General features: G+C 63.6%; 28 protein-coding genes. 5 read left to right on the top strand and 23 right to left on the bottom strand.

Annotation, left to right across the window (positions count from 1 at the left end; translation table 11 throughout):
- Positions 1–92 precede the first annotated feature (92 nt).
- The 6 genes from H8F26_RS13700 to H8F26_RS13675 all read right to left on the bottom strand — a co-directional run bounded on the left by H8F26_RS13700 (position 93) and on the right by H8F26_RS13675 (position 4,341).
- Positions 93–299 (bottom strand): hypothetical protein, encoded by a 207-nt coding sequence (locus H8F26_RS13700; RefSeq protein WP_197154775.1) that lies wholly within the window; start codon positions 297–299, stop codon positions 93–95.
- A gap of 48 nt (positions 300–347) precedes the next feature.
- The gene (locus H8F26_RS13695; RefSeq protein WP_197154773.1) at positions 348–509 is read right to left on the bottom strand and encodes a hypothetical protein; all 162 of its coding nucleotides are present in this window, start codon (positions 507–509) and stop codon (positions 348–350) included.
- Between the two features lie 359 nt (positions 510–868).
- A complete protein-coding gene (locus H8F26_RS13690) occupies positions 869–2,104 on the bottom strand; it encodes an IS256 family transposase (protein ID WP_197154771.1) in 1,236 nt (411 codons plus the stop codon).
- A 431-nt stretch (positions 2,105–2,535) separates the two neighbouring features.
- Complete coding sequence (locus H8F26_RS19935; RefSeq protein ID WP_255518229.1) at positions 2,536–3,045, bottom strand: ISAs1 family transposase; 510 nt, start codon at positions 3,043–3,045, stop codon at positions 2,536–2,538.
- Entirely contained in the window at positions 3,045–3,662 is a 618-nt protein-coding gene (locus H8F26_RS19930; protein WP_197154769.1) for an ISAs1 family transposase, read from the bottom strand. The genes H8F26_RS19935 and H8F26_RS19930 overlap by 1 nt, the downstream gene beginning before the upstream one ends.
- 70 nt (positions 3,663–3,732) lie before the next feature.
- Positions 3,733–4,341, bottom strand: a complete 609-nt coding sequence (locus H8F26_RS13675; RefSeq protein WP_197154767.1) for a hypothetical protein — start codon at positions 4,339–4,341, stop codon at positions 3,733–3,735.
- A 140-nt stretch (positions 4,342–4,481) separates the two neighbouring features.
- Between H8F26_RS13675 and H8F26_RS13670 the strand changes: the two genes are divergently transcribed.
- A complete protein-coding gene (locus tag H8F26_RS13670) occupies positions 4,482–5,516 on the top strand; it encodes an IS5 family transposase (RefSeq protein ID WP_197154765.1) in 1,035 nt (344 codons plus the stop codon).
- Positions 5,517–5,635: 119 nt separating this feature from the next.
- On the opposite strand, the gene H8F26_RS13665 is transcribed toward H8F26_RS13670, so the two are convergent.
- Positions 5,636–6,226, bottom strand: coding sequence for a hypothetical protein (locus H8F26_RS13665; protein WP_231605217.1), 591 nt, complete (start codon positions 6,224–6,226; stop codon positions 5,636–5,638).
- 568 nt (positions 6,227–6,794) lie between these two features.
- On the opposite strand from H8F26_RS13665, the gene H8F26_RS19535 reads away from it, so the two are divergent.
- Together H8F26_RS19535 and H8F26_RS19530 are read left to right on the top strand one after the other, a co-directional pair.
- Complete coding sequence (locus H8F26_RS19535; protein WP_231605216.1) at positions 6,795–7,391, top strand: transposase; 597 nt, start codon at positions 6,795–6,797, stop codon at positions 7,389–7,391.
- A gap of 9 nt (positions 7,392–7,400) precedes the next feature.
- On the top strand, positions 7,401–7,829 hold the full coding sequence (locus H8F26_RS19530) for a transposase (protein ID WP_370594709.1): 429 nt from the start codon (positions 7,401–7,403) through the stop codon (positions 7,827–7,829).
- Positions 7,830–7,978: 149 nt separating this feature from the next.
- Here H8F26_RS19530 and H8F26_RS13655 read toward each other — a convergent pair whose 3' ends face one another.
- The 14 genes from H8F26_RS13655 to H8F26_RS13595 all read right to left on the bottom strand — a co-directional run bounded on the left by H8F26_RS13655 (position 7,979) and on the right by H8F26_RS13595 (position 16,785).
- On the bottom strand, positions 7,979–8,932 hold the full coding sequence (locus H8F26_RS13655) for an IS1595 family transposase (protein ID WP_197154761.1): 954 nt from the start codon (positions 8,930–8,932) through the stop codon (positions 7,979–7,981).
- A gap of 61 nt (positions 8,933–8,993) precedes the next feature.
- Positions 8,994–9,965, bottom strand: coding sequence for a DUF563 domain-containing protein (locus H8F26_RS20230; protein ID WP_370594708.1), 972 nt, complete (start codon positions 9,963–9,965; stop codon positions 8,994–8,996).
- Positions 9,929–10,261 carry a polysaccharide biosynthesis protein gene (locus H8F26_RS19525; RefSeq protein ID WP_231605215.1) on the bottom strand — a complete coding sequence of 111 codons (333 nt, stop codon included), beginning with the start codon at positions 10,259–10,261 and terminating at the stop codon, positions 9,929–9,931. The genes H8F26_RS20230 and H8F26_RS19525 overlap by 37 nt, the downstream gene beginning before the upstream one ends.
- Positions 10,262–10,267: 6 nt before the next feature.
- Positions 10,268–12,169, bottom strand: coding sequence for an ABC transporter ATP-binding protein (locus tag H8F26_RS13640; RefSeq protein ID WP_231605214.1), 1,902 nt, complete (start codon positions 12,167–12,169; stop codon positions 10,268–10,270).
- 141 nt (positions 12,170–12,310) lie between these two features.
- A complete protein-coding gene (locus H8F26_RS19925) occupies positions 12,311–12,439 on the bottom strand; it encodes a hypothetical protein (protein WP_255518572.1) in 129 nt (42 codons plus the stop codon).
- 29 nt (positions 12,440–12,468) lie between these two features.
- The gene (locus H8F26_RS13630; RefSeq protein WP_197154758.1) at positions 12,469–12,705 is read right to left on the bottom strand and encodes a hypothetical protein; all 237 of its coding nucleotides are present in this window, start codon (positions 12,703–12,705) and stop codon (positions 12,469–12,471) included.
- Positions 12,706–12,990: 285 nt separating this feature from the next.
- A complete protein-coding gene (locus tag H8F26_RS20225; RefSeq protein ID WP_370594707.1) occupies positions 12,991–13,086 on the bottom strand; it encodes a hypothetical protein in 96 nt (31 codons plus the stop codon).
- A 123-nt stretch (positions 13,087–13,209) separates the two neighbouring features.
- Positions 13,210–13,518, bottom strand: coding sequence for a BrnT family toxin (locus H8F26_RS20220; RefSeq protein ID WP_197159212.1), 309 nt, complete (start codon positions 13,516–13,518; stop codon positions 13,210–13,212).
- A 246-nt stretch (positions 13,519–13,764) separates the two neighbouring features.
- Complete coding sequence (locus H8F26_RS13615; protein WP_197154754.1) at positions 13,765–14,199, bottom strand: type II toxin-antitoxin system VapC family toxin; 435 nt, start codon at positions 14,197–14,199, stop codon at positions 13,765–13,767.
- Entirely contained in the window at positions 14,196–14,444 is a 249-nt protein-coding gene (locus H8F26_RS13610) for a type II toxin-antitoxin system Phd/YefM family antitoxin (RefSeq protein ID WP_197154750.1), read from the bottom strand. Before H8F26_RS13610 ends, H8F26_RS13615 begins: the two co-directional genes overlap by 4 nt.
- Before the next feature lie 58 nt (positions 14,445–14,502).
- Positions 14,503–14,634 (bottom strand): hypothetical protein, encoded by a 132-nt coding sequence (locus H8F26_RS19920; protein WP_255518571.1) that lies wholly within the window; start codon positions 14,632–14,634, stop codon positions 14,503–14,505.
- A gap of 30 nt (positions 14,635–14,664) precedes the next feature.
- The gene (locus H8F26_RS13605; protein ID WP_231605211.1) at positions 14,665–15,063 is read right to left on the bottom strand and encodes an ABC transporter permease; all 399 of its coding nucleotides are present in this window, start codon (positions 15,061–15,063) and stop codon (positions 14,665–14,667) included.
- Positions 15,064–15,197: 134 nt separating this feature from the next.
- The gene (locus H8F26_RS13600; protein ID WP_197154749.1) at positions 15,198–15,662 is read right to left on the bottom strand and encodes a dual specificity protein phosphatase family protein; all 465 of its coding nucleotides are present in this window, start codon (positions 15,660–15,662) and stop codon (positions 15,198–15,200) included.
- A 13-nt stretch (positions 15,663–15,675) separates the two neighbouring features.
- On the bottom strand, positions 15,676–16,785 hold the full coding sequence (locus tag H8F26_RS13595; protein ID WP_197154748.1) for a polysaccharide biosynthesis/export family protein: 1,110 nt from the start codon (positions 16,783–16,785) through the stop codon (positions 15,676–15,678).
- 63 nt (positions 16,786–16,848) lie between these two features.
- On the opposite strand from H8F26_RS13595, the gene H8F26_RS19985 reads away from it, so the two are divergent.
- On the top strand, positions 16,849–19,335 hold the full coding sequence (locus H8F26_RS19985) for a polysaccharide biosynthesis tyrosine autokinase (protein WP_197154747.1): 2,487 nt from the start codon (positions 16,849–16,851) through the stop codon (positions 19,333–19,335).
- 25 nt (positions 19,336–19,360) lie between these two features.
- Complete coding sequence (locus H8F26_RS13585; protein ID WP_197154740.1) at positions 19,361–20,656, top strand: hypothetical protein; 1,296 nt, start codon at positions 19,361–19,363, stop codon at positions 20,654–20,656.
- A 2-nt stretch (positions 20,657–20,658) separates the two neighbouring features.
- Here H8F26_RS13585 and H8F26_RS13580 read toward each other — a convergent pair whose 3' ends face one another.
- Both H8F26_RS13580 and H8F26_RS13575 read right to left on the bottom strand, forming a co-directional pair.
- The gene (locus tag H8F26_RS13580; protein ID WP_197154739.1) at positions 20,659–23,598 is read right to left on the bottom strand and encodes a glycoside hydrolase family 99-like domain-containing protein; all 2,940 of its coding nucleotides are present in this window, start codon (positions 23,596–23,598) and stop codon (positions 20,659–20,661) included.
- The gene (locus H8F26_RS13575; protein ID WP_197154737.1) at positions 23,595–25,496 is read right to left on the bottom strand and encodes a glycosyltransferase; all 1,902 of its coding nucleotides are present in this window, start codon (positions 25,494–25,496) and stop codon (positions 23,595–23,597) included. Before H8F26_RS13575 ends, H8F26_RS13580 begins: the two co-directional genes overlap by 4 nt.
- Between the last annotated feature and the right edge of the window lie 20 nt (positions 25,497–25,516).

The following is a 25,516-nucleotide window of genomic DNA, read 5'->3' as shown; positions in this document are numbered from 1 at the left end:
GCAATGGACCATCGGCCAGATACAGCCTCAGCAGAGCAGAGGAATCGAGCACAAAAGCATCGAGTTGGGTCTGTGCTGATGCGGTCATCGCTTCAGCGGCTGCGGTCGGCCCGAATGTCGGCGGCCAGATCGGGGAAATGGCGCCCAGCCAGCAGCGACCGCCAATGCCGGGCCCGCTCCACCCCACCCACCTGGGCGTAGCGCACCTCCCGTTCAATGAGGAGCCGCACCTGCTCCTGCATGCTGCGGTGGTTGCTGCTGGCGAGCTGCCGCAGGCCCTCATAGGCCTGATCCGACAACCCTCGCAGGCTTAGTGATGGCATTTTACTTCGCAACAACTGATCTCACTATGCCATCACCTCGCGGGTGGCGGGCACCTTCTCAGCTTCGCCGGGGCGCTCGGGGTTGGGGCCGTCGCAGGCGACGAACAGGCACGTGGGCGCAACCGGCCGGATGGCGCCGATCACCTGGCGCAGGGTGTGGGGGCGGCGCCAGGCGATCGTATGCATGGTGGTGGCAACAGCTGGATTCACTACGGTTTATGCATGCTGGCAATGCGAACAAACACCAAAGTGGGGCCGCAGGGCCGCGTCCCTTGGCGTGGTGTAAATCCCGAGGCCCGATTGCCCTGGACTGAGGGAGAACAGGGGTGAATGACGGGCTGTCATTCTCGAGGCGCATGTGCACCTCGTTATTTCACGATGAATCCAGACGATTGACTTGTCAAGTCTTTCGTCTGGATTGCCGATCGGTTGTGGGCTACACCTGCAATCTTGGTCGTGACGTCTGCGGTGCCGGCCCCCGGGCGGTGATCGCCGCCGCTGCGCCCTGTGGGGGCGCTACGGCGCGATCTCCTGGGGCCTGAGGCTCAGGCCGCTGCTTCTTGCAAGGAAGGCTGCGTGGGCAGCTCCGCCAGTGAGGGGATGGCGGCCATGCTCTCGGCGGAGAACATGCGCCGGCCCTCCAGCTGCCAGTGCTCGTCCTGCTCCAGCAGCACAGCCCCCACCAAGCGGGTGATCGAGGCGTCATTCGGGAAGATGCCAACCACCCGAGTGCGGCGTTTGATCTCCTCATTGAGGCGCTCGAGCAGGTTGGTGCTCCAAGTCTTTTTCCAGTGTTGAGGCGGGAAGTGACGGAAGGCGAGCACGTCTTCCCGGGCGTGCAGCATGAGCTCAGCAGCCTTGGGGAAGCGATCCACCAGTGAGCTGGCCAGATCGTCCCAGCGGGCCTCGATTTCGTCCGTTTTCTCCTGGGCGAACACTGAGCGCAAGGCAGCGGTGACCATGCCTTGGTGGGCCTTGGGCACCCGTTGGAGCAGGTTTCTGGCGAAATGGACCCTGCAGCGCTGCCAGCAGCTGCCCTGCAGCATCCGCCGGATCGCCTTGGTGAGGCCCACGTGCGCGTCGCTGATCACGAGCTTGACCCCAGTGAGGCCGCGCTCCTTGAGCGAGCCAATGAACTCGCTCCAGAAGCTCTCGGTTTCGCTGTCGCCCACCTTGATGCCGAGCAGCTCGCGGCGACCATCGGCATTGACGCCCATGGCCACCACCACAGCCCTGGAGCAGACCTGCATCGCCTTGCCGAGACGCCCGTGGAGATAGGTGGCATCGAGGTACAGGTAGGCGTAGCCGGTGGCCTCAAGGGGGCGGTTCAGGAAGGCCTGCACCTGGATGTCGATGTCAGCGCAGATGCGGCTCACCTGAGATTTGGAGATGCCGCTCTGGACTCCCAGGGCGGCCACCAGGGCGTCGACCTTGCGCGTTGAGATGCCGCCGACATAGGCCTCCATCACCACGCCGTAGAGGGCCTGGTCCACACGGCGGCGCGGCTCCAGGATCGAGGGCAGGTGGCTGCCGGAGCGCAGTTTGGGGATGCGGAGATCGATGTCCCCCACCTGGGTGGCCAGGGTGCGCGGCCGGTAGCCGTTGCGGTAGCCGAGCCGCTCCTCGCTGCGCTCATGGCGCTCTGCGCCGAGCACGGCAGCGACCTCCAGCTCGATCAGCTGCTGCAGGCCGTGGCGCACCAGCTCGGGGATCAGCTCACCGGCGCTGCTGCCATCCAGTAGCGGCGCCAGCTCAATTGCGGCACGATTGGACGTGGGCATGGTTCGTCTGGTTGAGGTAGTGCTCAAACCAGGGTCACGGGCCTGCCCACCCCTTGCAACGCTGGCCGCTGAGCGGAACGTCTGAGGTGCGCGCTCAACCCCGGCTACGCCGGGGTTGAGGTCCCCAGGGATTTACACCAACACAGGGGACGCAAGCGGCCGCAGATGGATTGCAACTAATAGCCCCAATCTGACATCGCGGAAACAACAGCTGACTCTTGAGCAATCCAGCTGATTATCTGCCAACTGCTCACCTGGGGCGGCAAAAAGCATTCCAAGGCCACTACATCTGGCTGAAGCAAGGACAGTTGTAAGTCTTGCAAGACCTCGACATCAAGGCCTTCTATATCGAGATTCAACAGCCGCCAAGGTGCTGCAGCCCCAGGGTCTATTAGAAGTCATCCTGATGGCCGTTTCTTCGCGGCTTCCTGTCACCCCAGCAGCCTCAGCAGACCCTTGATGTCGTGCGCGAGGGCAGCGATGGCCTCGGTGATCGACCAGATCCCATCGAGCCGCAGGGCATTGATCGCCAGGCTGCGGAGGGTGGCCAGGATCTGGACGCCGTTGTCCTCCCGGTAGCGGTGGCCGTCTTCCCGTAGCGCCACATCGCGCACCCAGTGCCAGCTGTTCTCAATCGACCACCGGTCTCTGACGTGCCGCAACAGGGCCTTGGCTCCGGTTCGCAGACTCGAGACGTAGTAACGGGTCTCATCCGTCGGCTTGCCATCACGGATGCCGTGGCTGCGCACGGCGATGATCGTGGCGCTGCCCGGCCACTGCTCCACCACCCACTCCGGTGCGGGCATCGCCCGCAGGGTCCAGGTGATGTCACGGCCCCGTTTCACTTCCCGTCTGCTGGTGCGCCACGGGATTCGCCGGCCATAGGTGAGCCGGTCTCTGATCAGCCGAAACCCCTTGCGGCGGCTGTGTTTGACGGCGATCAGGAAGTCGGCGCCGCGCTGGGCGAGATAGAGGAAAAAGGGCGGTTCGCCTGTAGCGCGTCGGCCTGCACCAGCACACCCTCAAGCTCCACCGCCTCCAGCAGCTGGCGCAGCGCCTGGATTTCGCCACCGGTATCGGTGGCGTAGGTGGTCTGGGCGATCGCCACGCCCAGCGTCTGGGAGTACAGGCTCACCTGGGCAATGAACTTCGCTGCGCCAGAGGTGTTTTCAGCGATGGAGCCCCGCAGCGTCTTGCCATCACAGACCAGGGTGTCGAGCCCCTCGGCCACGCCCGGCTGGGCCGCCATCCAGTCACGCAGGAGGGTTTCAAAGCCCGCCACATCCAGCTGGGCCAGCAGCAGCCGAAAGGTGGAGTCAGACGGCGACTTGCCGAAGTCAGTGCCCAACAGCTCGTTGAGCGTCTGCCGGTGGCGCTTTGCAAAACGCTCCATGCCCACCAGCGATCCCTGGCCGCTGAGGATCGCCAGGATGGCCACCAGCAGCATCCACCACTGGGGGAAGCGGATGCCGCGGCGCATCCGGCAGTCCGGCAGCGCCTGGAGAAAGCTGATCAGATCGCCTGCTGCAGCAGGGTTGGCGGCGGGCTCAGAGGCCAAGGGTCAAGAGCGGGTCCCGCGCAGGTCACCGTAGGCGGGGCGCCACCGCCAGACCTATTGGGACAGACTTCTAATAGGCCCTGGCTGCAGCCCACCTACCACCCTCCCAAGCGATAACATCGGCCGCAAGATTACCAGCCCGCAAGGCCGGCACTATTACTGGGTGTGCTTCCGCTTGAGCATGAATCACGCCGTAGCCAGAGACGTGATCTGTGCCTGAACCATAACCAGCATTCAGGTTGAAGGTGACAGTGGGATCAGGCCATGTATCAGGTACCACTGCAGCATTGATGAAACAATCCCTGGGCCGTACCCGACGCCAGAGCTGTTGCTTGCGATCGCCAATGTCAACCGCAATCCCGCGTGAACCTCTTCGGTAAAAGCGAAACGTGTTACTACCACTGGTGGGATGGTGCGCGCCGATGTCCAGATAGAAACCAGGCTGGTGGGCTGGTAGGCCAAGCCAACCCAGGTGGTTGTCAATCACCGCATCTTCCCCAAGCTGGCCGAAACTCCTGGGGATCAGCCGATCGATCCACGCCTGGCGCTTTTCCAGTCGCAAAGGTAGATGATGAATCAACCTACTCAGCATGGCGTTGACATTTTCATAATCTGCAAATGCTGAACGAGTTGAAACTGAAACTGAGGCAACCGATCTAAGATCCTGGACATGGCTCATTTCATACCACAAAAATTAAATAGATTCCGAGCGGATATTGCCAATCCATGCCTTGCTTTAGGGCACCTCGATAAATCAACAAGCCAATGCAATATGCCTAATCTGAGCTAATATTAGATTGATGACATTCTAATTCTGCAGTGGGTCAGAGAGGCTTCTGGGACGAACAGCAAAGAGTCGCAAAGCTCAAGGAGAAGAAGCCGGTTCTTCAGCGACTTTCTGAATCGATCCCTTGGGATTCATTCCGCCCACTGCTTGACAAGGGCTATGTCCATGAGCGCAAGACTAATGCAGGGCGCAAGAGGATTGATCCGCTGATCCTTTTCAAGATGCTCGTTCTCCAGCAGCTTTTCAACCTCAGCGATGAAGAGCTTGAATTTCAGGTGAATGACAGGCGCTCCTTTGAGGAGTTTGTCGGGCTTGGTGTGATGAACAGCATTCCTGATGCCACCACAGTCGCCTTCTTCAGAGAGCGACTGCGCAAGGCGGAAGTTATCGAGGAGCTCTTCGAGATGTTTGAGGCATACCTCCGCTCCCAGGGCCTCCAAGCCCGCGGTGGCCAGATCATCGATGCAACTCTTGTTCCGGTTCCCAAGCAACGCAATACCCGCGAGGAGAACAAAGAAATCAAAGCCGGGAGGCTGCCGGAGGGCTGGGATGAAAACCCAGATCGCTTGCAGCAGAAGGATTTAGATGCTCGCTGGACAAAAAAGAACGGCATCAGTTACTACGGTTACAAGAACAGCATCTGTATCGATGTTGACCATGGATTCATCCGCCGATATGCTGTCACTCCTGCCAACATTCACGACAGCCAGTTGCTCCCACGCTTGCTGGATCCAGAAAACGAACATGACTTTGTTTGGGCAGACTCAGCGTATTCAGGTGAATGCTTTGAGGATCTTCTGAGTCTAGGTGGCTTCGAAAGCCTGATCCATGAAAAAGGTGCTCGCAATCATCCTCTCAGCGACAAAGCCAAGGAACTGAATCGTGTCAAGTCGTCAATCAGAGCTTGTGTGGAGCATGTCTTCGGCTGCATGACTATGTCCATGGGTGGAAAACTGACAAGAAAAATTGGGCTAGAAAGGAATGATGCTTGGTGGGGCCTCAAGAACCTGACCTTCAACTTCCTTCGTTATCTCCAGCGCTCTTCCCATATAGCAACTGTTGCATGAATCTCCCAGAGAAGCTCCCATAGTTCAGGAGATCTCGTCAATAGACGATATAAGGCTCTCATGCTCTGCCGCCTCTTCGGCGGCTTTTTCGTGTCCACAGAGACCTTGCGAATAGCTGATTATTCGAGGTGGCCTTTAGTGATTCCAAAATTAATACGCTCTCTAATGCTGAATTTAAGATATGAAGACAAGTAATTTAATGCTTTCTTGTCCGTTTGAAGGGGGCTCTCCAGCCATTCAAAAGCATCAATTGGAAGCCAACTGCAATTTAAGGTTGCAAAACGGAACTCTAGCTTATCTTCACTCAGTGCACATACTTCCAGATTTTTCCAGTATAAATCCTTAATCTTTCGCCTGGCCTTGTCAGCCCAAGCCATAGAAAAGCCATGAGACTGACAAATGCAGTCATCAAACCAAATTCCTTGATCAGAGAAAAAGGATGAAAGCGACCGGGTTCTCAACTCACTTGCCTGTCTGAACCTAAGAAAAGCCCGCATTTCAGTGAATGCATAACTTGGGCTAATTTCGTCAAACTCTTTTTGTTGATTCAAAAGAAAGCTCTTGTCTCTATAGTCGTTGATCATGCTTTTGGTATATCCAATCAATGCAGTGGACTTGATGAGGCCACTGGGACATGAGTCGTTGCAAAGTGTTGTACAGCCAACGCCTTCTGCCAAGATAGGCTGTGTATACCGAGTCAAATCATGCATGATCATAGTATCTGAATCAAAATGCCAAAAACAAGATATACCCTCTTGCCGAATATATTACTCAACAGCAAAGAATCTTTCCGAGACATACCTCAGCCAATCTCTGCCCCCCTTGACGGGATTATGCTGGTTTCCTTGTACCCAATAGAACAAGGCATTAAATTCATTCCTTTTTGCCGATCGCAAATCACCCAAGTCAACGTGTGACCATCCTGCATTCTTGGCAACTAGCTGATTATACTTATCTCCAATAAGAATTTTCGGAATGCCAGGATTGCTCTTTGTTGCTTGTCTTAGAGTGCGCTGTAAATAGGCAGGATTCCCGTAATTCGTAAATATCAGAACTGTCATTACAAGTCAATGCTAACTAAAATTAGAGCAGATACCAATAAGACGATCAATCTGGCTTGCGTTCAGCACTAGCTCTGCCGCATCAGTATTATCTTGTCCCGAGACGTCTTCAGCTAGGCAATACGAGTATCTAATGTCGGGCACCTCGAAAAATCAGCAAGCTGGTTGATTACGATGAAATAGCGATAGAATCAGGAAGTCAGACTGTATGCCAGCGGTGGGCCAAAGAGGTTTTTGGGACGAACAGCAAAGGGTCGCAAAGCTCCAGGAGAAGAAGCCGGTTCTCAAGCGGCTGTCTGATTCGATCCCATGGGATAAATTCCAGCCGATACTTGACCAAGGATACGCGCAGGATCGCAAGAGCAATGCAGGGCGTAAGCGGATTGATCCGCTGATCCTTTTCAAGATGCTTGTTCTCCAGCAGCTATTTAACCTCAGCGATGACGAGCTTGAGTTCCAGGTGAATGACAGGCGTTCCTTTGAGGAGTTTGTGGGACTGGGTGTGATGAACAACATTCCTGACGCAACCACAGTCGCCTTGTTCAGGGAGAGGCTGCGCAAAGCAGGAGTGATTGAGGAGCTCTTCGAGATGTTCGAGGCATACCTCCGCTCACAGGGACTCCAAGCCCGTGGTGGTCAGATTATTGATGCGACTCTCGTACCTGTTCCCAAACAGCGCAACACCCGTGACGAGAACAAGGAAATCAAAGCTGGTAGGCTGCCGGAAGGCTGGGAAGAAAACCCAGATCGCCTGCGGCAGAAGGATCTAGACGCTCGCTGGGTTAAAAAGAACGGCATCAACTACTTCGGTTAGAAGAACAGCATCTGCATTGACGTCGACCATGGCTTTATCCGCCGATATGCTATTACACCTGCCAATATTCATGACAGTCAGATGCTTCCACGGCTGCTGGATCCGGAGAATGAACATGATTATGTCTGGGCAGACTCAGCTTATTCAGGTGAGTGCTTTGAAGATCTGCTGAGCTTGGGGCGCTTCGAAAGCTTGATCCACGATAAGGGCGCTCGCAATCACCCGCTCAGCGCCGCCGCCAAGGACCTTAATCGCGTCAAGTCAGCCATTAGAGCTTGTGTGGAGCATGTCTTCGGCTGCATGACAATGTCAATGGGTGGGAAGCTGACGCGAAAGATTGGGCTGGCAAGGAACGAGGCATGGTGGGGGCTCAAGAATCTGGCCTTCAACTTCCTTCGCTATCTTCAGCGCATCAGCCATGCACCAGTGGTGGCATGAATCCTCGAAGGAGTATCCGATAGCTCAGTAAAAAGCTCAGTCGCCGATACAAAATTCTGCTGCCTGCCGCCATTGGCGGCTTTTTGCATGCCTGCAGAACACTGGGAAACAGCTAATTTTTCGAGGTGCCCTGTCAAGGGCACTCTTGATTAGGTAGCAAACTCCGCGCTCCTCAGGAGGTGCTCCGGCCGTGCGGTGCAACTGCAGATGGCATGAACCACCCGCTCGGTCATCTCTCCCAAGTCGAAGCGCCGGTTGAAACGGTAATTGAAGGCGCCCAGGTAGCGGTCTGCGTATTTATCGAATCTCAGAGCATGGAATGTTCCGCTGAAACTGGTTTTCAGGTTGCTGAGTACCGTGTTGATCCAGCGGAATTCAGGCAGTTCGTTGGGATGGCGACCCTTGGTGACCACAGCGTGATGAATGCAACCGACTTCTGCCACGGCACGGAAGCAGGCCAGCCCGTCAGAGATCACCTCACATCCAATCGCCAGTGAATCCTGAGCCCAGTCAGCGATGGCAGCAAAGGAGAACGTGGCCACGGTGGCAAGCTTCACGTGCCGGGGATGGCCCGCATCATCGAGAGAGACGGCCGCCACGATCGGCACCTTGTTCTCCGATCCCCTTCCGGCCTTGCCACCACATCGTTCTCCGCCAAGGTAGGCATCATCCACCTGCACCATTCCCCGCAGGACATAGGACTCCTCCCGCTCGCTCATCGCCTGCATGATCTTGTTGTGAACCAGCCATGCTGTTCGGTAGTTCACCCCGAGATGGCGCATCAGAGCGAGGGAAGAAATGCCAGTCTTGGCCTGGCCCACCAAATAGAAAGCGAGGAACCAGGTCGTCAGGGGTAACTTGGTCGCCTCCATGATGGTACCGGCCGTGAGGGTTGCCTGATGGCGGCAGTTCCGGCACTGGTAGCGCTTATGGCGCCGGCCATGGATGATCCCATGCTCCTGAGTGTGACAACGTGGGCAACGAAAGCCATCTGGCCAGCGCGCTTGCTCAAGGGCGGCCTCACACTTCTCCTCTGTGCCGTAGAGCTCTATGAACTGAGGCAGAGAAAGACTCGGCTGGAACTGGATCCGATTCATGGCCATAGCGATCCCGACCGGTACATGCGTATCAGCCTAAGTGCTGGAAGGTCTCTGACGGAGCTTGCTACCTAATTAAGAGGGCACTTGCCATTGAGAAATAGCAATTTCCGATACAGTCTTGATCTCTTCTGATTTCAACCACATCACTGCCTGATGGCATGTAGAGCATGTTAGCGAGACCTGCTCCGTGGAGGCCTACTAATAACGTGCAATGACTAAACATCTCAATTTGCTCCCTAAGGCTAAGCCCTTGCAGGGTGACGAACTCTATCCCATGACATTGAAGCAATGGGATAAGGTCTGCCTCATTCAGCAAAAAACGTTTACTAGCATCCCCTCTGCTTACATAGATCTTGCGCATCTTTGGAGCAGAACTCGGTGCCAATAGTCGCCTTTGTAGCCGTTGCAATAAGTGTTTCCTGTAATTTCCTGTGGGTGCAGTGGTACTGATCACAATAAGCCTGCTAATCTCTAACCGTAGGCTGGTCCAGGCAATCGGTCTAAATCCCAGAATCTGCAAACTGTCTCTCACATAGTGGCGGTTCAGGAGGGCCTGGGGTAAGAGCACAGTTCGGCAGCTCGCTCCGCTCTCCTGCCATGCCTGCAACTTTGGCAATACGTCGGTGAGCCAATGAAAATAATTGCCGCTCCAGTCATCATGAACCCATAGTGCTTCGTCAATCCGCTGGGCTGGGTGGCGCAGCTGGGCCAGATCCTTCAGCCGCCCGCGCTTCCTGCGACGTGGACCGTGGCAGGGCCTGTAGCCATCCACAATCCTGTACCAGCGCCACTGCAGCCAGGTCTCTCCCAAAACTGTGAGGTGATCGAGGGCTACTGCCTCACATGGACCCCATTGGCGCTCAAACTCATGAGCGAATAGTGCTTCGTCACTTTGACACAAGTTACTTGGTGGTTTCCGAACTTCGACATGACCCGTGAGGAGTTCAGTGTGGTAGATCCCAGGCCGAAGCAAACACCAGTGTCTCCCAACTGCTTCGATCACGCTGGTGAGCTCCAAAGACCACCCTTGGGCCATCGCCTTGGACAGATACTGCTCCATGGTTCATTTATTGCGGTCAAATTCTGATAAGTGAACAGTTCGTTCCTTGCTGAATATCTACGGTCACGTACGTCGCCCAGGAACAAGCACGACTGCGGAGATTGCTGTAAAGGATACAGCTTCTGAAGCTCCCATTGCTTGAGCTCGTCGCGGCTATACACCACCAGCCGCTGGATATCGGGGAAGCGGCGCAGGGTTTCGGCGATGAACGCCTTGCCAAAGCTGCCCGTTCCACCGGTGATCAGGATGCGGGAGTTGGAGTTGAAGGGCATCAGAATTCAGGTAAGGGCAGTCTGCGCAGCCTGGGATTGTTGCTGCCACAGATCCCGATAGAGCCCACCCTTGGCCAGCAGACTGGCGTGGCTGCCACGTTCCACCACCTGGCCGTGATCCAGCACCAGGATCTGATCGGCCCGCACGATCGTGCTGAGCCGGTGGGCGATCACCAGCACCGTGTGGCCCCGCTCGAAGCGCTCAAGGGCCTCCTGCACGAGGCGCTCGCTCTGGGAATCCAGCGCGCTGGTGGCTTCATCGAGGATGAGGAGCTCCGGAGAACGAAGAATTGCACGAGCCAGGGAAATTCTCTGCCTCTGGCCTCCGCTGAGCCGGTAGCCACGTTCGCCAACGAGGGTGTCATAGCCCTGGGGCAGGCTTTCAATGAAACCCGCCGCCTGCGCTGCCTGGCAGGCAACTTCAATCTGGCAGCGAGTCGCGCCCGGGGTTCCGAAGGCGATGTTCTCGGCCAAGCTGGCATTGAACAGAAACGTGTCCTGGCTCACCACCCCGAGCCGCTGTTGCCAGCTGGCCAGCTTCAGCTGCTCCAGGGGCGTGTCATCGATCAGGATCTGTCCTGCTGTGGGTGCGTAGAGCCCCACCAGCAGATCGGCAATGGAGCTTTTCCCGGCACCGCTTGGCCCCACCAGCGCCAGCATCTGCCCCTTGGGCAGGCAGAAGCAGACATCCTCAAGGGCGGCGGGGAGCTCTGGGGCATAGCGGAATCCCACCCCCTCGAAACGAATCTCCTGCTCCAGCGAGGCGAACGGCGTGCCGCCCAGGCGGCGGAACTGCTTGCCTTGTGGCGAGAGGATCTGGTTGAGACGTTCCAGTCGCCCACTGTTGTCGGCGAGCTGGTTAGAGGTGCCGGCCAGCCCGCTCAGGCGTGTGTTGAGGCGCTGCAGTGCCAGCACAAAGGTGACCAGGCTGGGCAGCACGCCGGTGCTGCGCCCCCCGAACAGCAGCAGACTGAGGGCAGCGATCAGGGCGATCGCCAGGATCGGCAGAATGGCGGAGAACGGCCCCACCACCGCCAGTCGCCGGGTCTGGCCTCGCAGCTGGCGTTCCAGCTCGCCCATGCAACTACTCAGGCGCTGATCGGCCACCTCAAGTTGGCCACTGCTGTGCAGCAGTCGCAAGCCCTGGAAGTCTTCCGTGATGCGGGTGCTGATTGCCACCTGAGCCTGGGTCACCGCCTTCGAGCCCTGGCGGATGCGCGGCAACAGTTGCTTCTGCAGCAGCGTGATCAGGCCGGCCATCACCACCACCGCAAGCAGCAGCCAGGGGGAGATGCCCACCAGCACCGCCAGATAGGTGGCGATCAGCAGGAATGCCACCACGAAACCGCTGGTCAGCTCGATCTGCAGGCGAATGGCCTCAGGCCCTTGGCCGGCGTAGTCGGTGAGGTCGCCCACCTTGTAGCCGCTGGCGCAGGGAAAGCTGAGGCTCAGCACCTGGCTGTGGATCCGCGCCGTGACCAGTGCCCGGCACCGGGCCGCGAAATAGCCCACGCTCACCAGGTTGAGAAAGCGAGTGAGGCTCTGCAGGGCCTGCAGAAGCACCGCCAGACTCAGCAGGCTCACAAACAACGCCATGGGCGGCAGGCCACTGAGCCATTGCGCCGCTGCCGGCCACCAACTCAGCAGCGGGCTGCTGCTCCAGTTGAACGGCGAACCAGCCGGTGCCGACAGCACCTCCACCGCCAGGAACACCACCCCCAGCGTCGCCCCTTCACTGAAAGCTTCCACCACACTGCTGCCCAGGTTTAGGGCAATCAGCCGCCATTGCTGCCGCGCCGTCTTGCGGATCAGCAGGGCCGCTGGCTCCTGGCTCAGGAAGGGGTCGAGCAGTCTGTGCAGGGGTGCTGGAAGCCGCGAAGGTTGTGGTCTGATGGCGCTGTGGTTCAAGGGGGCGTGGCTGCAGGTCGTGGGGGGCGGGCTGGCGGCGCAGGTCAGAACTCGAAAAGACTGCGGCAGAAACGCTTGGCTGATGTTTCCACTCTCACGATCACGTCGGCCACCAACTCAGGGGAGCACCAGGCCAGCCAGCTACTGCAGGCGTTGATCAGCCGTGAGCAGCACGGCCGCTTCCCGCCGGGCCAGGGCGAGATACAGGCAGTCGTAGACCGGATGGTCGAGGTGGCAGTCCCGCTGCAAGCGCCAGAGAGCAGTCGCCACTTCAGAACGTCTCGCCGTCTGCGAGGGCGTCACGCAAAAGAGTGTCGCCATCCAGCGTCACGGGGTATCGAGTCCGCGTCATGAAGGTCTCCTCGCACCACAGCACTCGCTGCGGGCGAGGTGCCTCGTTTCACGAGCTCTTCCTGCTCCAGATGGAGATGGCGGATGGCCAGCAGACCCTCAAAGGCTGTGATCACGGCCTCACGAGACAGTTTGTAGGCCCCGCGCAGCACCCGTTCTAGCTCCAGAGCCACGGTGATCGGCACAAAACAGGCGGCACTGGCATCGATCAGCGCTGCCGCCTGCTCGGCCTGGGCCGGGCCCGGTCAGCCTGATGGCTCAGGGGGAAGCACCTCCAGGAGGCTACAAAATTTGGGGGTTGGAGACACCAGATCTGGTGTGCTCTTGGCCGGGGGCTGATTGGTCAGTCACCCAGACCCAAAGGACGTTGCTGCTTGAGAGGATGGCGCCTGTCTCGGCATCCACCGACTGGCGCATGCTCCGTAGCTGATCCGGAAGAGTCAAAGGTTCAGAAACAGCCAAAGCAGCGCTTACTGGGCCGCAAACAAGCACGTCAAGCGCTGTTGATGAGCAATCGAGGGCATCACGCGCCCCCGGCGCCAGCGTCTAACGGAGGAGGGACTCACCTGCAGGCGAGCAGCCAAAGCCTTCAAGCTTCCAGCTTCCAGCTCCTGTGCATCCTCCACCAGATCGGCAATCTCCTGTCGCTCAATCTCGGCATCGGTGGTGTGATTGATTCCCAGCTGCCGTCAGGCATCAGACGCATTAGTACGCCGTTGTCTGTGCGCCTGTATCTCCCGAGAGTTGGCTCTTCGCGTCGAGATGATCCTGAGGCGACCTTGCCGCTCGATATAGAAGACAACAACGAACTTCTTCTGGATCTGTCCGTAGAGACGAACCCGATCTTCGCCGTGCTCAAGCCGAGTATCGCGTTCTCTGAAGGCCTCGGGGTCGGAGAAGGCCTGCGACGCGAACCCGAAGTCGAAACCACGATCTTGGAGGGTTCGTTGGCATTTGTTGTCATCCCACTCAAACTCGAATGGAAGTAAAGGGAGCAGACCCGTGAGGGCGGCCTAACACTCCAGCGGTACGACCATCCTGCGCTGAGCGGAGGCCTCAAGCACTCAGCCGTTCGATTCCGCCCACCGCCAGGCTCCACTCACCCAACATCTGAGGCGGCTGGCCGGTGAACCAGGCACTGGCATTGAGGATCAGCGGCGTGAGGAGCGATGGTCAAGGGGTGCAGGGGATGGTGGTTGGGTCGCTTGTAAGGGCAGGAGGCTGAGTGGTTCCTTCGGGCTTGCTCAGATCAGGAGCTGCTCGTGAGCGACCTGGTGATGGGCAGCGGCCTTGCACAGGCCGCGGTCAAAGCTGGCCAGTTGCAGGTTCAGCCGTTGGCAGAGAGCCAGATGCAGGGCATCCCCTGCCCGCAGAGGCGGCGCTTGGGTCAGACAGAGCCGGGCGGCGGCCTCAAAATCCTCGGCTGCCAGCGGCAGGGTGTTTAGGCGTTGCTCACGCAACACCCCAAACCGCTGCCAGGCTTCCTGGGATTCCTGCGGAGTGATCGCGCCACGGCGCACCTGCAAAGCCAAAGCAGATGCCAGTTCCGTGGCCACCCAGGGCGAGATCAGCAACGGCTGCTTGGCGTGGGCTTGCAAAAAACTCACGGCCGTAGCAGTGCCTGCTTCGTGCACCAGAGCCGCCACCAGCAGGGAGGTGTCGAGGTAAAGGCGCCTCAATAGCGAGCCCCCTCCCGCAGCTCCTCCAGCAAGGTCGCCGCATCAATTCCTTTGTGCAGGGGTTGGGCTCTGGTGGCAGCCAAAAAAGCTTCCAGATCAAAGCCCGCCGAAGGCTGATCGGCCGCCCGGGTGAGCCGGGCCACGGGGATCCCTCGCCGGGTGATCTCCACGTCTTCACCTGATTCCACGGCAACTAAGAGGGCCGAAAGCTGCGCTTTGGCCTGCGCCACGTTGAGACTGCGCATCTTGTGGAGGGTTGGTTAGATGACCAACATAGCGGTGGCTGTCTCGGCTGGCTTGGGTTCAAGCACTCATCCGCTCGATCAGGATCGGCACCAATGCCGGCCGCTCCAGCAGGGCGCTCGCGGCACTGGCTTGGTCTGGATCGTCCTGCACCAGCGCGCGTACCAGGACGGCGTCCTGGAGCTCCCGCAAGCTGGCCCGATGGATGATGGTGCAGTCAGATCACATCCGCTTGGCGGGCACGATCGCGCTGGAAAACCCCACCGGGCTCACATACAAGCCGAACTGAACCAGAAACGGCACCGCCGCCGCCGGCACAATCAGCCGTGGGATATACACCTTGGTGAGCAGATTGGCATTGGAGATCAGGCTGTCGGAGCAGCTGCTCAGCGGCGTGCTGAAGAACTGCCAGGGCAACAGCGCTGAGAACACCAGCATCGTGAGGAACGGCCGGATCAGCGCCCAGGCCACCCCGATCACGGTCTGCTTGTAGCGCACGGTGATGTCGCGCCAGGCCAGGATCGCGAACAGCTCCCGGTAGCGCCACAGATCCTTCGAGTGTGATGCTGACCTTCCAGCGTGCTGCTGAATCTCAGAGCTGGAGAGACAAAGATAACGCAAAACCTATGCAGATGACGCAACTATGCATCATCTGCATAATGGGCCGACCTGATTAACACCAGCCGTCTGACCCTTAACCTCCCGGAGGCGGCCATAGAATGAATATACGGCAAACCGCAGGCAAGTGCTAGCGATCACGCCTCAAAAAGGCCGGTGAGGGCCTGCAGCTGCTGCGGCAACGGGCTGGTTCCCGGGTGCACCTGCAGCAGGTAATCCAGCCCCTGCTGCAGGCTCAGGCCCCTGTGCCGCATCAGCCAGGCCAGACACACCAGCGGCGAACGCTCCCGGGCCGCCACACAGTGCACAAACACCGGCCCCAGCGCCGCCAGGTCGGCCAGGGCCGCCAGGGCCTGCTCCAGGTCCTCCGGCCGTGGCCAGCGGCCGGCGCGGTGATCCGGCAGCACCACCCGCCGGGTGTGGAACTGCTCACGCAGCCCGGCCGGCGGCGGCAGCTCCTCCCAGGCGCAGAGGCTGAGCACGCCACGGATCCCCTCCTGCTGCAGCCGCAGCAGATGGCGATCCGCCCAGGGCCCCGGCCCGATCGCCAGCTCCTCACGCAACACCCAGGTGAGCCGAAACCGGCCGGTGATTGGCCCCACTCGGTTGCCCCACTCAGTTGTTGGTATCGGAGATCAGCCGGAACAGGCTCCACACATTCACCAGCCCCGACACCGGCGTGCTCACCGCGCCGATCGCATCGGAGAGCACCGCCAGGGAGCTGCGGCTCACGATCACGGTGTCGTTGTCGCGCAGGGGCGGGTTCTTCGGATTCGAGGCGCCCTGGCTCAGATCCAGGTTGAAACGCTCACGGGTGGCGGTGCCGTTGCGGTTCAGCCGCACCAGCTGGATGTCGCTCTTCTTGCCTCGCCAGGTCTCCAGCCCCCCCGCCGCCAGCACCGCCTGCACCAGGGGGGTGTTGGCCGGCAGCGGGATCCGGCCCGGGCTCTTCACCTCACCGATCACATTCACGTTGATCTGCTGAGGCGACAGGTTGGTGGCCGCCAGCTCGATCGATTCCGGCACCGGCTCCTGCGCCTTCGGCACCCGGATCGTGTCGCCATCGAACAGCAGCGGGTTCTGCAGCAGATCGCCGGCCATCACCAGATCCATCAGGTTCAGCGAGGCCCGCTTGAAGCTGGGTGTCTCCCCCGGCAGCCGCCGCTGCAGCGCCACCTGGCGCAGGTCGGCATGCAGGGTGATGCCGCCGGCCTTCTGGATCGCATCCACCACCGTGGGCAGGCCGCTGATCGCGGCCGGCGCCCCTTCGGTCTGGGAGGTTTCATTGGTGGTGAGGGTGTACACCCCCGGCCGCTCCACCTCACCCACCACCGCAATCCGCAGGGGGCGCGGCCGCACCACCTGCAGCTGCAGCTCCGGCCGCTGCAGCTGGGCCCGGTACAGGGTGAGCAGCCACTGGTGCGCCTGCGACAGGGTGAGCCCCACCACCCGCGCACTGCCCACCAGCGGCAGGCTCACGGTGCCGTCGTTGAGCACATCGAGCGGACCCGACAGATCCGGCACATCGAACAGCTTCAGCTCCAGGCCATCGCCAGGGCCGAGGATGTAGGCGTCGTCTTGCAGATTGGCCTGCGGGGCTGCCTGTTCGAGCCGATCAGCGGCCTGCGCCAGCACAGAGGCAGGGTGACTCAGGCCCATCGCGAGCGCCAGAGCCAGGGCTATGCGGCGCACGGGTCGAGGCAGAAACTGCCGGAAGTGTCCCATGGCCGTCTAGCCGCGGCCAGGGGGGGTCCCTACCCTTCGTCAGACCTGGCCAGGCTGGCTGCCATGACCAACCTGACCTCCCGTGGCACCCCGCCCACCCTCTCCATTCCCCAGGGGTTTCCCCTGGTGCCGCTCGGTGAGAGCCCGGCAGACCAAGACCGGGAGGGGCTCAATCCCCGCGAGATCCTCGCCGCCCTGCGCCGCCGCCACCGCCTGGTGCTGCTCACCAGCGCCGTGGTGTTTCTGATCGCCGCTGGCCTCACGGTGCGGCAGCGGCTGCTGTTCCCGGTGTACCAGGGGTCCTTCGATCTGTTGATCACCGATCCGGTCAGCGGCGAGGGGTCGTCGTCGTCAGGCCAGGGTTCGGGCTCCGCCTCCACGTTTCAGGCCCTCGCCCGCAACACCACCAGCAACGACATCCCCACCCTGATCGAGGTGCTGCGCAGCCCCCTCCTGCTCCAGGGCCTGGCCGAACGCCACGATCTCTCCTCTGACGCCCTGGCGGGTCGCATCAGCATTCGCACCGGCGGCATCGACCGCGACAGCCGTGCCGAGGGGGTGCTCAAGGTGAGCCTCACGGGCCGTGATCCCGTTCAGGACGAGACCCTGCTGAAAGATCTGGCCAACCGTTACCTCCAGTATTCGCTCGAGCAACGCCAGGAACGGCTCCAGGAAGGCCTCCGCTTCCTCGATCGCCAGGCCCCTGCCCTGCAGGACACCGCCAATCGCCTCCAGGCCGAGCGGGCCGCCTTCCGGGTGCGCTACGACCTGCTCGAACCCACCGCCGAAGGCGAGGCGATCAAGCAGGAGATGCTGGCGCTGGAGGTCCAGGCCCGCAGCCTGGAAGATCAGCGCAACCGCCTGCTCAAGACCAGCCAGGCCATCCGCAACGGCACCCTCACCGCCCAGGGCTTTCAGGAGGCGATCGGCGCCGGCGGTTCCGGTGGTTCTGCGGGCGGCAGCAGCGGCGGCGGTTCCGGCAGTGGCCTGTCGGTGGCCGCCAGCAGCCAGCCCTGGCTCGAGCAGCTCCAGCAGCTCGATCAGCAGCTGGCCGAAGCCCGCGCCCGCTTCACCCCCCAATCCGATCGGGTGCAGGGCCTCCAGGCCCGGCGCGAAGGCCTCAACCGCAAGGTGCGCAGCAGCCAGCTGGAGGCCGTGGATGCGGCCCTGGCCCTCAACCGGCAGGCCAGCGTCGCCAACCAGAGCCAGCTGGCGGCCCTCACCAGCAACTTCCGCCGCCAGCCCCAGCTGATCCGCGAGTACGAGGAACTGGAGCAGCGGCTGCAGCTCGCCCTCGACAACCTCACGGGCCTCAGCAGCACCCGCTCCAACTTCCGGCTCGAGCTGGCCCAGCGCACCGTTCCCTGGCGGGTGATCGCTCCGGCCCGCATGAATCCGGTGCCCGTGGAGCCCTCCCTGTCGAAGGGTCTGCTGCAGGCCGCCCTGCTGGCCGCCGCCGCCGGAGCGGGCGTGGGGGTGCTGCGCGATCGCCTCGATCATGTGTACCGCAGCCCGGCCGAGGTGAAGGAGACCCTCCAGGAGCCCCTCCTGGCCCACATCCCCCACATCCCCCTGTTCCGCGGCGTGCGCGAAGACAGCCGCTTCATGCTCGAGGAAATCGTTCCGGCCAGCGCCACGGGCTCCGCCGCCGCCCCATCCGCTGCAGCAGTCCCAGCCGCAAAGGGCGCCGCTGACAGCAAGCAGCTCGGCTATCAGCGCTTCTTCTACCAGGAGGCCTTCCGCAACCTCTTCACCAGCCTCCGCTTCCTCAACACAGACCAACCACTGCGCTCCCTCGCCCTCACCAGTTCCCTGCCGGCCGAAGGCAAGAGCCTGGTGAACGTGCTGCTCGCCAAGACCCTGGCCGAGCTGGGCCAGCGGGTGCTGCTGGTGGATGCCGACCTGCGCAAGCCGCAGCTGCACACCCGCCTCGGGCTCGACAACCTGCTCGGCCTCAGCCACCTGCTCACCGGCGACACCGCCGACTGGAGCTCCCTTCTTCGGCCGGTGCCGGGCCACGACAACTGGCAGGTGATCACGGCGGGCCGCCGCCCCCCCGATCCCGCTCGCCTGCTCAGCTCCGCCCGCATGCGCCAGCTGATCGAAGACCTGGCCGCCTCGGATCGCTTCGATCTGATCCTCTACGACACCCCGCCGGTGCTGGGCCTGGCCGATGCCGCCCTGGTGGCGGAACATCTCGATGGCCTGCTGCTGCTGGTCAGCCTCGAGAAGGTGGATCGCGACCTTCCCCGTGAAGCGATCGCCCGCATCCGCAGTGCCGGTGTGCCCCTGCTGGGCCTGGTGACCAACGCCGTGAAGCAGCGCAGCGAGGCCGGCAGCCGCTACGGCTACGGCTACGGGCGTTACGGCTATGGGCGTTACGGCTATGGCGGCTACGACACCCTCACCGCCGCGGCCTACTACGGCGCCACCGCGTCTGCTGCGGAAGGGGGGGAGGAGGGGACCACGGCGGCCGCTGCGCCGCGCCGAGCCCCTGTCCGCTCCCTGCGCCGCGCCGGCCAGCGGCTGATCAGCTGGATCGATCGCTGAGATGGGGCACCGGTGGGGTACTGAAATGCTGCCATCCCTGCTGCAGCGGGCCCTGCCCCTCGCCTTGCGCGCCCTTGCGCTGGGCGCCGTGGCCCTGGCTCTGCCCTCCCGGGCCCAGCTGGTCTGGCAGCCCATGCCCGGCCCGCCTCCCCCCGTGACCAGCGGCCTGCGCTGGGAAGCCGTGCCGGTGGCGCCTCAGGCAGCGGACACCACAGCGACGGAACCCGCTGCAGCGGCAGCGGCGGCTGCAGCACCCGCCGCTCCGGCCTGGCAGCCGGTGGCGGCTGGCGAGCACATCGAGGTGCTGCCCGATGGCTCGATCGCCGGCGAACCGAAACCGGAGCCCATCCCCGTGGCCGCAGCCCCCACCCTGCCCACCTACGGCGGCTTCCGCGATCTCTACCGCGGGGATCGCTGGTATCCCTCGATCAGCACGATCGTGCCCATGGCCTTCGGGCCCAAGGGGCTGATGGCCGGCGTGGGGTTTTCCGGCTCCGATTGCACGATCGAATCGAAGCAGTGCATCAAGTACCCCACCATCACCCTCGATTCCCTGCGCAACGCCGCCGAAGCCGTGATGGATTCCTACATCGGCTTCGGCGATCCCGATCGGGCCGTGTCGGTGCTGATCACCCAGCTCACCCAGAACACCATCCGCGCCGCCCAGAACGACAATTTCCTCAATGGCAACCAGACCGGTTTCGCCATCAGCCGCAACTTCGGCCCCAACACCGCCCTCAAGCTCGGCGCCGAAGGCCTGATCCGCTGGGGTGGCTCCCGCAACACCTTCGCCGACCGGCCCAAGAGTGCCTTCGGGGTGCTCTCCCATCGCATCCAGCTCAACGCGCCACCCACCGATCCCTTCGATGACTCGGTGCGCTGGTTCCCCGATCTCTACCTCACCGTGGGGGCCGGCAACGGCCAGTTCCGCCCCCTGGATCAGGTGATCAGCGCCCAGATCCAGAGCGCCAAGGATGCCGGCTGCTGGTTCACCGCCTGCTCCCCGGAACGCACCCGCGATGCCTTTCTCAAGGGCACCGAATGGGGCCGGTTCTATCCGATCGGCTCCGTGGCTCTGGCCGTGACCGATCAGCTGAACCTGATCACCGAATGGACCGGCCGCAACCTCAATGTGTCGGTCAGCTGGCAACCGCTGCGCGAGGTGGGCTGGACCATCACCCCCGGCATCGGCAACCTGATCCAGAACAGCGATTACGGCAAGAACGTCAACATCCCTGCCTGCCGCGAGTGCGACATGGGCGACGCCATCACCACCCGGCCCCTGTTCTATCTGCGCTCGATGATCAATATCCGCTTCTGACCCTATGCAGCAGCTCCGGCGCCGCCGAGCGCCAGCCCCAGCCGCTCCACAACAGCCGCCACGCCCTCCCGCCAGGCCTGATCCTCGCGGGCGCTGAACAGACGGGCCTGCTCCGCCAGGGCCTGCCGCAGAGCCCCGGCCGCCGCCCCGGCCGCCGCCAGCTCCAGCAGCAGGGCCACCGCCTCGGCCGGGCCCTGCACCCGGCAGCGCTCGGGATAGCCCGGCAGCCAGTCGCGCAGGCCCAGCGGCTGGCCGAAGCTGATCAGTGGCACCGCCTGCCGCACCGCCGCAGCGGCCACCAGCCCGTAGCTTTCGCCCGCACTGCACAGCAGAAAGGCATCGCTCCGCGCCAGAGCCGCATCGATCGCCAGCTGCGGTCGCCAGTGCAGCCCCTCGATGGCGCCGCCCGGCGCCAGAGGCCCCACCCAGAGGGCCTCGGCCGCCGGCCACTGCTGACGCAGCGGCCGCCACACCGCCAGGAAACGCGCCAGCGCGCCGGCCTCGCGTCCGCAGCCCAGCAGCAGGAACGCCCCCTCCGCCAGGCGGGGAGGGGAGGCCAGGAAGGTCTCGGGCCGCTGCAACCAGCACCGCTGATCGCGGGGAGGCACCACCAGCAGCCGCCGCGGTGCCAGGTCCGCCGGCATCGCCGCGGCCACCAGCGGCGACGGGCACACCACCAGATCGAAGTCTGCAGCCGCCTGGTGCAGGGCCGGCTCCAGCCCCAGAGACGCGATCAGGCCGGGCAGCTCATGCACGAACAGGCCGCGGAACGCCGGCGCCCGCTCCGGCGCCAGCGCCGCCAGGGCCTCCAGCAGCGGCGGCAGGCTCAGCAGCGACTGGGCCAGAACGGCCCAGCCCCGCTGCCGGGCCGCGAAGCTGTCCAGCACCCTGGCCAGGGTCGAAGGCGCCACCACCCGCGTGGGTGCCAGGGCATCGCAGGAGGCCAGCAGCTCGCCGCCCCCCAGGACAAGCACCTGGATCTCCAGCTGCGGCAGCGCCCGCCGCAGTTCCGCCAGCCAGCAGAGCAGGGTGCGCTGGGCGCCGGCATTGCAGGCATCGTGGCCCAGCAGCACCAGCCCCCCCAGCCGGGGCGTCACGGCCCGCTGCACCGCCTCCAGCCAGCCGGAGCCCCAGTGCTGATCCGGCTCCAGGTGGCACCCCTCGCCCCATTCATTCCAGGCATTCACGAACAGGGCCGCCGCCGCCAGCCGACCCTGGCCGGCCTGCTCCTGCATCCGCAGGCGCGCCAGCCGCAGCCAGCGCTCGAAGCGGGCCGGTGTGGCCCCGAGCCACGACACACTGCGGCGCCCCCGGCGAGCCGTGTTGTCCCAGGAGGGACAGGCACCGCCATAGAGAGGAAAGCCCCGCTCCTCCGCCAGTTCGGCCAGATCGTGCCGGATCGCCTCCGGGTAGCCATAGATCCGCAGCTCCTTGTGGAGCTCTTCAACAGACTCCTCAGCCGGCGCCAGCTGCAGCGGCAGCTCCAGCGCCAGGTTCGGGGTGGGGATCTGCAGGGGAGCGAACTGAACCGCGCCATCGAAACCGATCGTGGCGGGATCCTGCCGATCGAAGCTCCACACGCTCAGCAGCTGCAGCGGCTCCAGACCCGCCGCCGCCAGGGCCCGCCGCAGCCGCCGGGCGAAATCGGCCGGGTCGGGCAGATCGCCCGGTCGGTACACCAGCAGCACCGGCGCCCCACCCCAGCGCAGGTAGCGGCGGTCCCGCAGGGCCGGCAGCAGCGATGCCGCCAGGCGCTCCACATAGTCCGGCGGGTAGGTCTGGGCGATCAGCACCTCCTCCGGGCTGCCATCCCAGCGGCGCGACCAGGTTTCATTCGCCCAGCAGAGGCAGAAACCCAGATCCAGCTCGGGATGCTCCAGCCACTGCTGCAGCGGCCGCTCCAGCAGCGGCCGACCATCAAACCAGTAATGGTGAAAGCAGAAGGCGCTGATGCCATAGCGGTGGGCCAACGCCACCTGGCGCGCCATCACGGCCGGATCAGCCAGGTCGTAGGCGCCCAGATCGGCGTGGGGGCGATGGGGCTGCAGCTGGCCCGGGTAGAAGGGCTGCGCCGTCAGGGCGTTGGTCCAGTCGGTGAACCCGTCGCCCCACCAGGCATCGTTCTCCGGGATGCGATGGAACTGGGGCAGGTAGAAGGCGATCACCTGGGCAGCAGCGGCACGGCCAGCTCGGCGGGGCAGCGGCGCCGTCGGCTCCGGCGGCCACTCCTGCTCGAGCTGCTCGAGGTCCAGCAGGCGCACGGGGTCGCGGGCCCGCTGCAGCAGCGGATGGCGGCCCTCGGGATGGGCACGGCCATAGGCGAGCAACTGCCGCTGGCGCGCCTCCGGGCCGGCCGGATCCGGGGGCTCCAGCGGCTGGCTGGGATTGGGCTGCAACGCCTCGCCCGCCCGGTAGCGCCGCAGAAAGTCCGCCAGGGGGATGGCACCAGCCGCCAGGCCCTGGCCGCCCAGAAAGGCGGCATCGATCAGCCAGTGGCAGGGGCGACCCTCACGGCCGCCGCTGAGCAGGTAGTGCAGCAGCGGCGGCATGGCGGCCGCCACCACATCCGGATTGGAGTGGGCATAGTGCTGGCCTGAGAACAACGGATGGGGATCCAGCCCCACCAGGCACCCCAGCCGCAGGGCATGGAGCAGCACCTCCCCCTCCCCGGGGCGATCCTCTGCAGCGAGCTGGTCGGCATACCAGGTCGGCCAGAGGATCTGCTCGAGGGCCTCCAAGGCGGCCGGCGTGTGCTGCACCGTGGCCAGGGCCGGACAGCCTGCCGGCTCGCGGCCCTCCCGCCAGCCGTGCCGAACGTAGTGCTCAGCGGCATCGCGTCCGGTGGCGGCCACATCCGCCTGGCACTCCAGATAGCCGGGTCCGTCGAACCAGGGGGCCTCCCGCAACCGCTCGATCAGGTCGGCAGCAGCCAGCTGCGTCACAGCAGGAACTCAAGCCCCCGGGGCCGGCCATCGGCATGGTCGCGGGAACAGGCCTCCGGCCACCAGGGCGTGGCCACGCCAAGCCGGGCCAGCCAGCGGCCCCGCATCAGGCCATAGGCCGCCTCCGCCGTGGTGCTGGCGTGGGGATCGCGGCTCTGGCTCTCGCTGTGGGTGAGCAGCACCGCCGGGTCGATCACATGCCGGTAGCCCAGCAGGCCCAGCCGCAGGCAGAAGTCCACATCGTTGCCCTCCACCGGCAGCCCCTGGTCAAATCCCCCCACCAGGGCGAACAACTCCCGCCGCACCATCAGACACCCCCCCGTGACGGCCCCCCAGGCCGTGTGGCAGCGGCTGCGGCCCCGGTGCACCGTGTGATCGGGCGGCAGGTAGCGGTAGGCGTGATCCGCCACACCGTGCATGCCCACCACCACGCCGCCGTGCTGCAGGGTGCCGTCGTCGTAGAGCAGCAGGGCACCCACGCCGCCCACCCTGGGCCGCACCGCCTGGGCCGCCATCCGCCCCAGCCAGTCGTCGTTCTGACGGCAGCCCCCCTGCTGGGGGTCGTCAGGGCGGCAGGCCACATCGTTGTTGAGGAACAGCAGCAGCTCGCCCCGGCTCGCGGCGGCGGCGGCGTTGTTGAGGCGGCTCCAGTTGAACGGTTCGTCGATCCGCAGCACCTGGAACCGATCCCCCAGGCGCTGCTGCCACTGCTCCAGCAGCTCGGCGGTGGCCGGTTCGACCGAGCCGTTGTCCACCACCAGGATCTCGCCCTCCAGCCGGCCCGCCTGCCGCTGCAAGGCCCGCTCCACCGAGCGGAGGCACGGCTCCAGCAGGTCGGCGCGATCCCGGCTGGGCACGATCACACTGCAACCCAGACCGGCGGGCACGGGCCATTGCAGCCGGAACGCCCCCGCCAGCTGCGGGTGGGGCTCCACCAGCTCCACCGCTTCCCCCAGGCGCTGCAGGTGGTTCTGCAGCGCCTGGGCCCGCTGCTGCTGCCGCTGCGGCTGGCTGGCTGCCACCGCAGCCTCCGGTGTGCGATGGACCAGCACCTGGGGCACGTGGCCCAGCCTCGGGCTCTGCTCCAGCACCTCCAGCAGCCAGGCGAAGCGCGCCTCAGGATCCAGCGGCGGCAGCGGCAGCCGGCTGTGGCGCAGCCAGGCCAGATTCCAGCAGGAGAAGGTGTCCAGCCACGGGGTGCTCCAGAAGCTGTCTTCCACCCAGGCCGGCTTGAACCAGGGATCGAGGCGCTCCCCGGCCGCATCGAGCCGATCCTCATCGGTGTAGATCCCATGGGGCAGCCGCTCGGCGGGCTGGGTGGACAACCAGTGCTCGAGGCTCTGGAGAGCGCCGCGGCGCAAGCGTGCCTCCGGTGCCAGCAGCACCAACCAGCCCTGGGGCGGCCAGGCGGCCGGATCCTGCACCTGCGGCGCCACCGGCAGAGAGCCCACGGCGGCATGCAGGGCCACCCAGGCCGCTGGGCCATCCCCGGGCGGATGGGGCAGCCACCACTCCTGGTTCAGGGGGATCAGGCTGTCCCCCAACCGCGACTCATGCTGAAGGATCCAGTGGTGATAGCTCGCGCGGCTGAGGCCATGGCGCAGCTGCTGGCCCTGAACAGCCGCCTGATGCTGGGCCTGCCAGGCCAGTCGGGCCGAACCGCCACGCCCCGGCTCCGCGAGCGCCGCCAGCGCGAAACCCTCGGCCGCGCCCCGCCAGCGGCCCTGGGCCGAGAGCAGCCGGCCCAGGGCCGCTGCCAGAACCGCATCCCCGGGGTCCTGCGCCAGGGCCTGCCGCAACAGGCGGTCGGCCTGCTCCGGGGTGCCGGCCATCTGAAGGGCAGACACCTGCGCCAGCAGGGAGCGGCGGCGATCAGAGTCCAGACGCTCAGCCTCCATCGGGTCGGGTGAGGCTCAGC

Source organism: Synechococcus sp. CBW1006 (assembly GCF_015840525.1).
Lineage (GTDB): Bacteria > Cyanobacteriota > Cyanobacteriia > PCC-6307 > Cyanobiaceae > CBW1002.
Note: the sequence above shows the minus strand (reverse complement) of the source record. Positions and strands in the feature narration are given on the sequence as shown.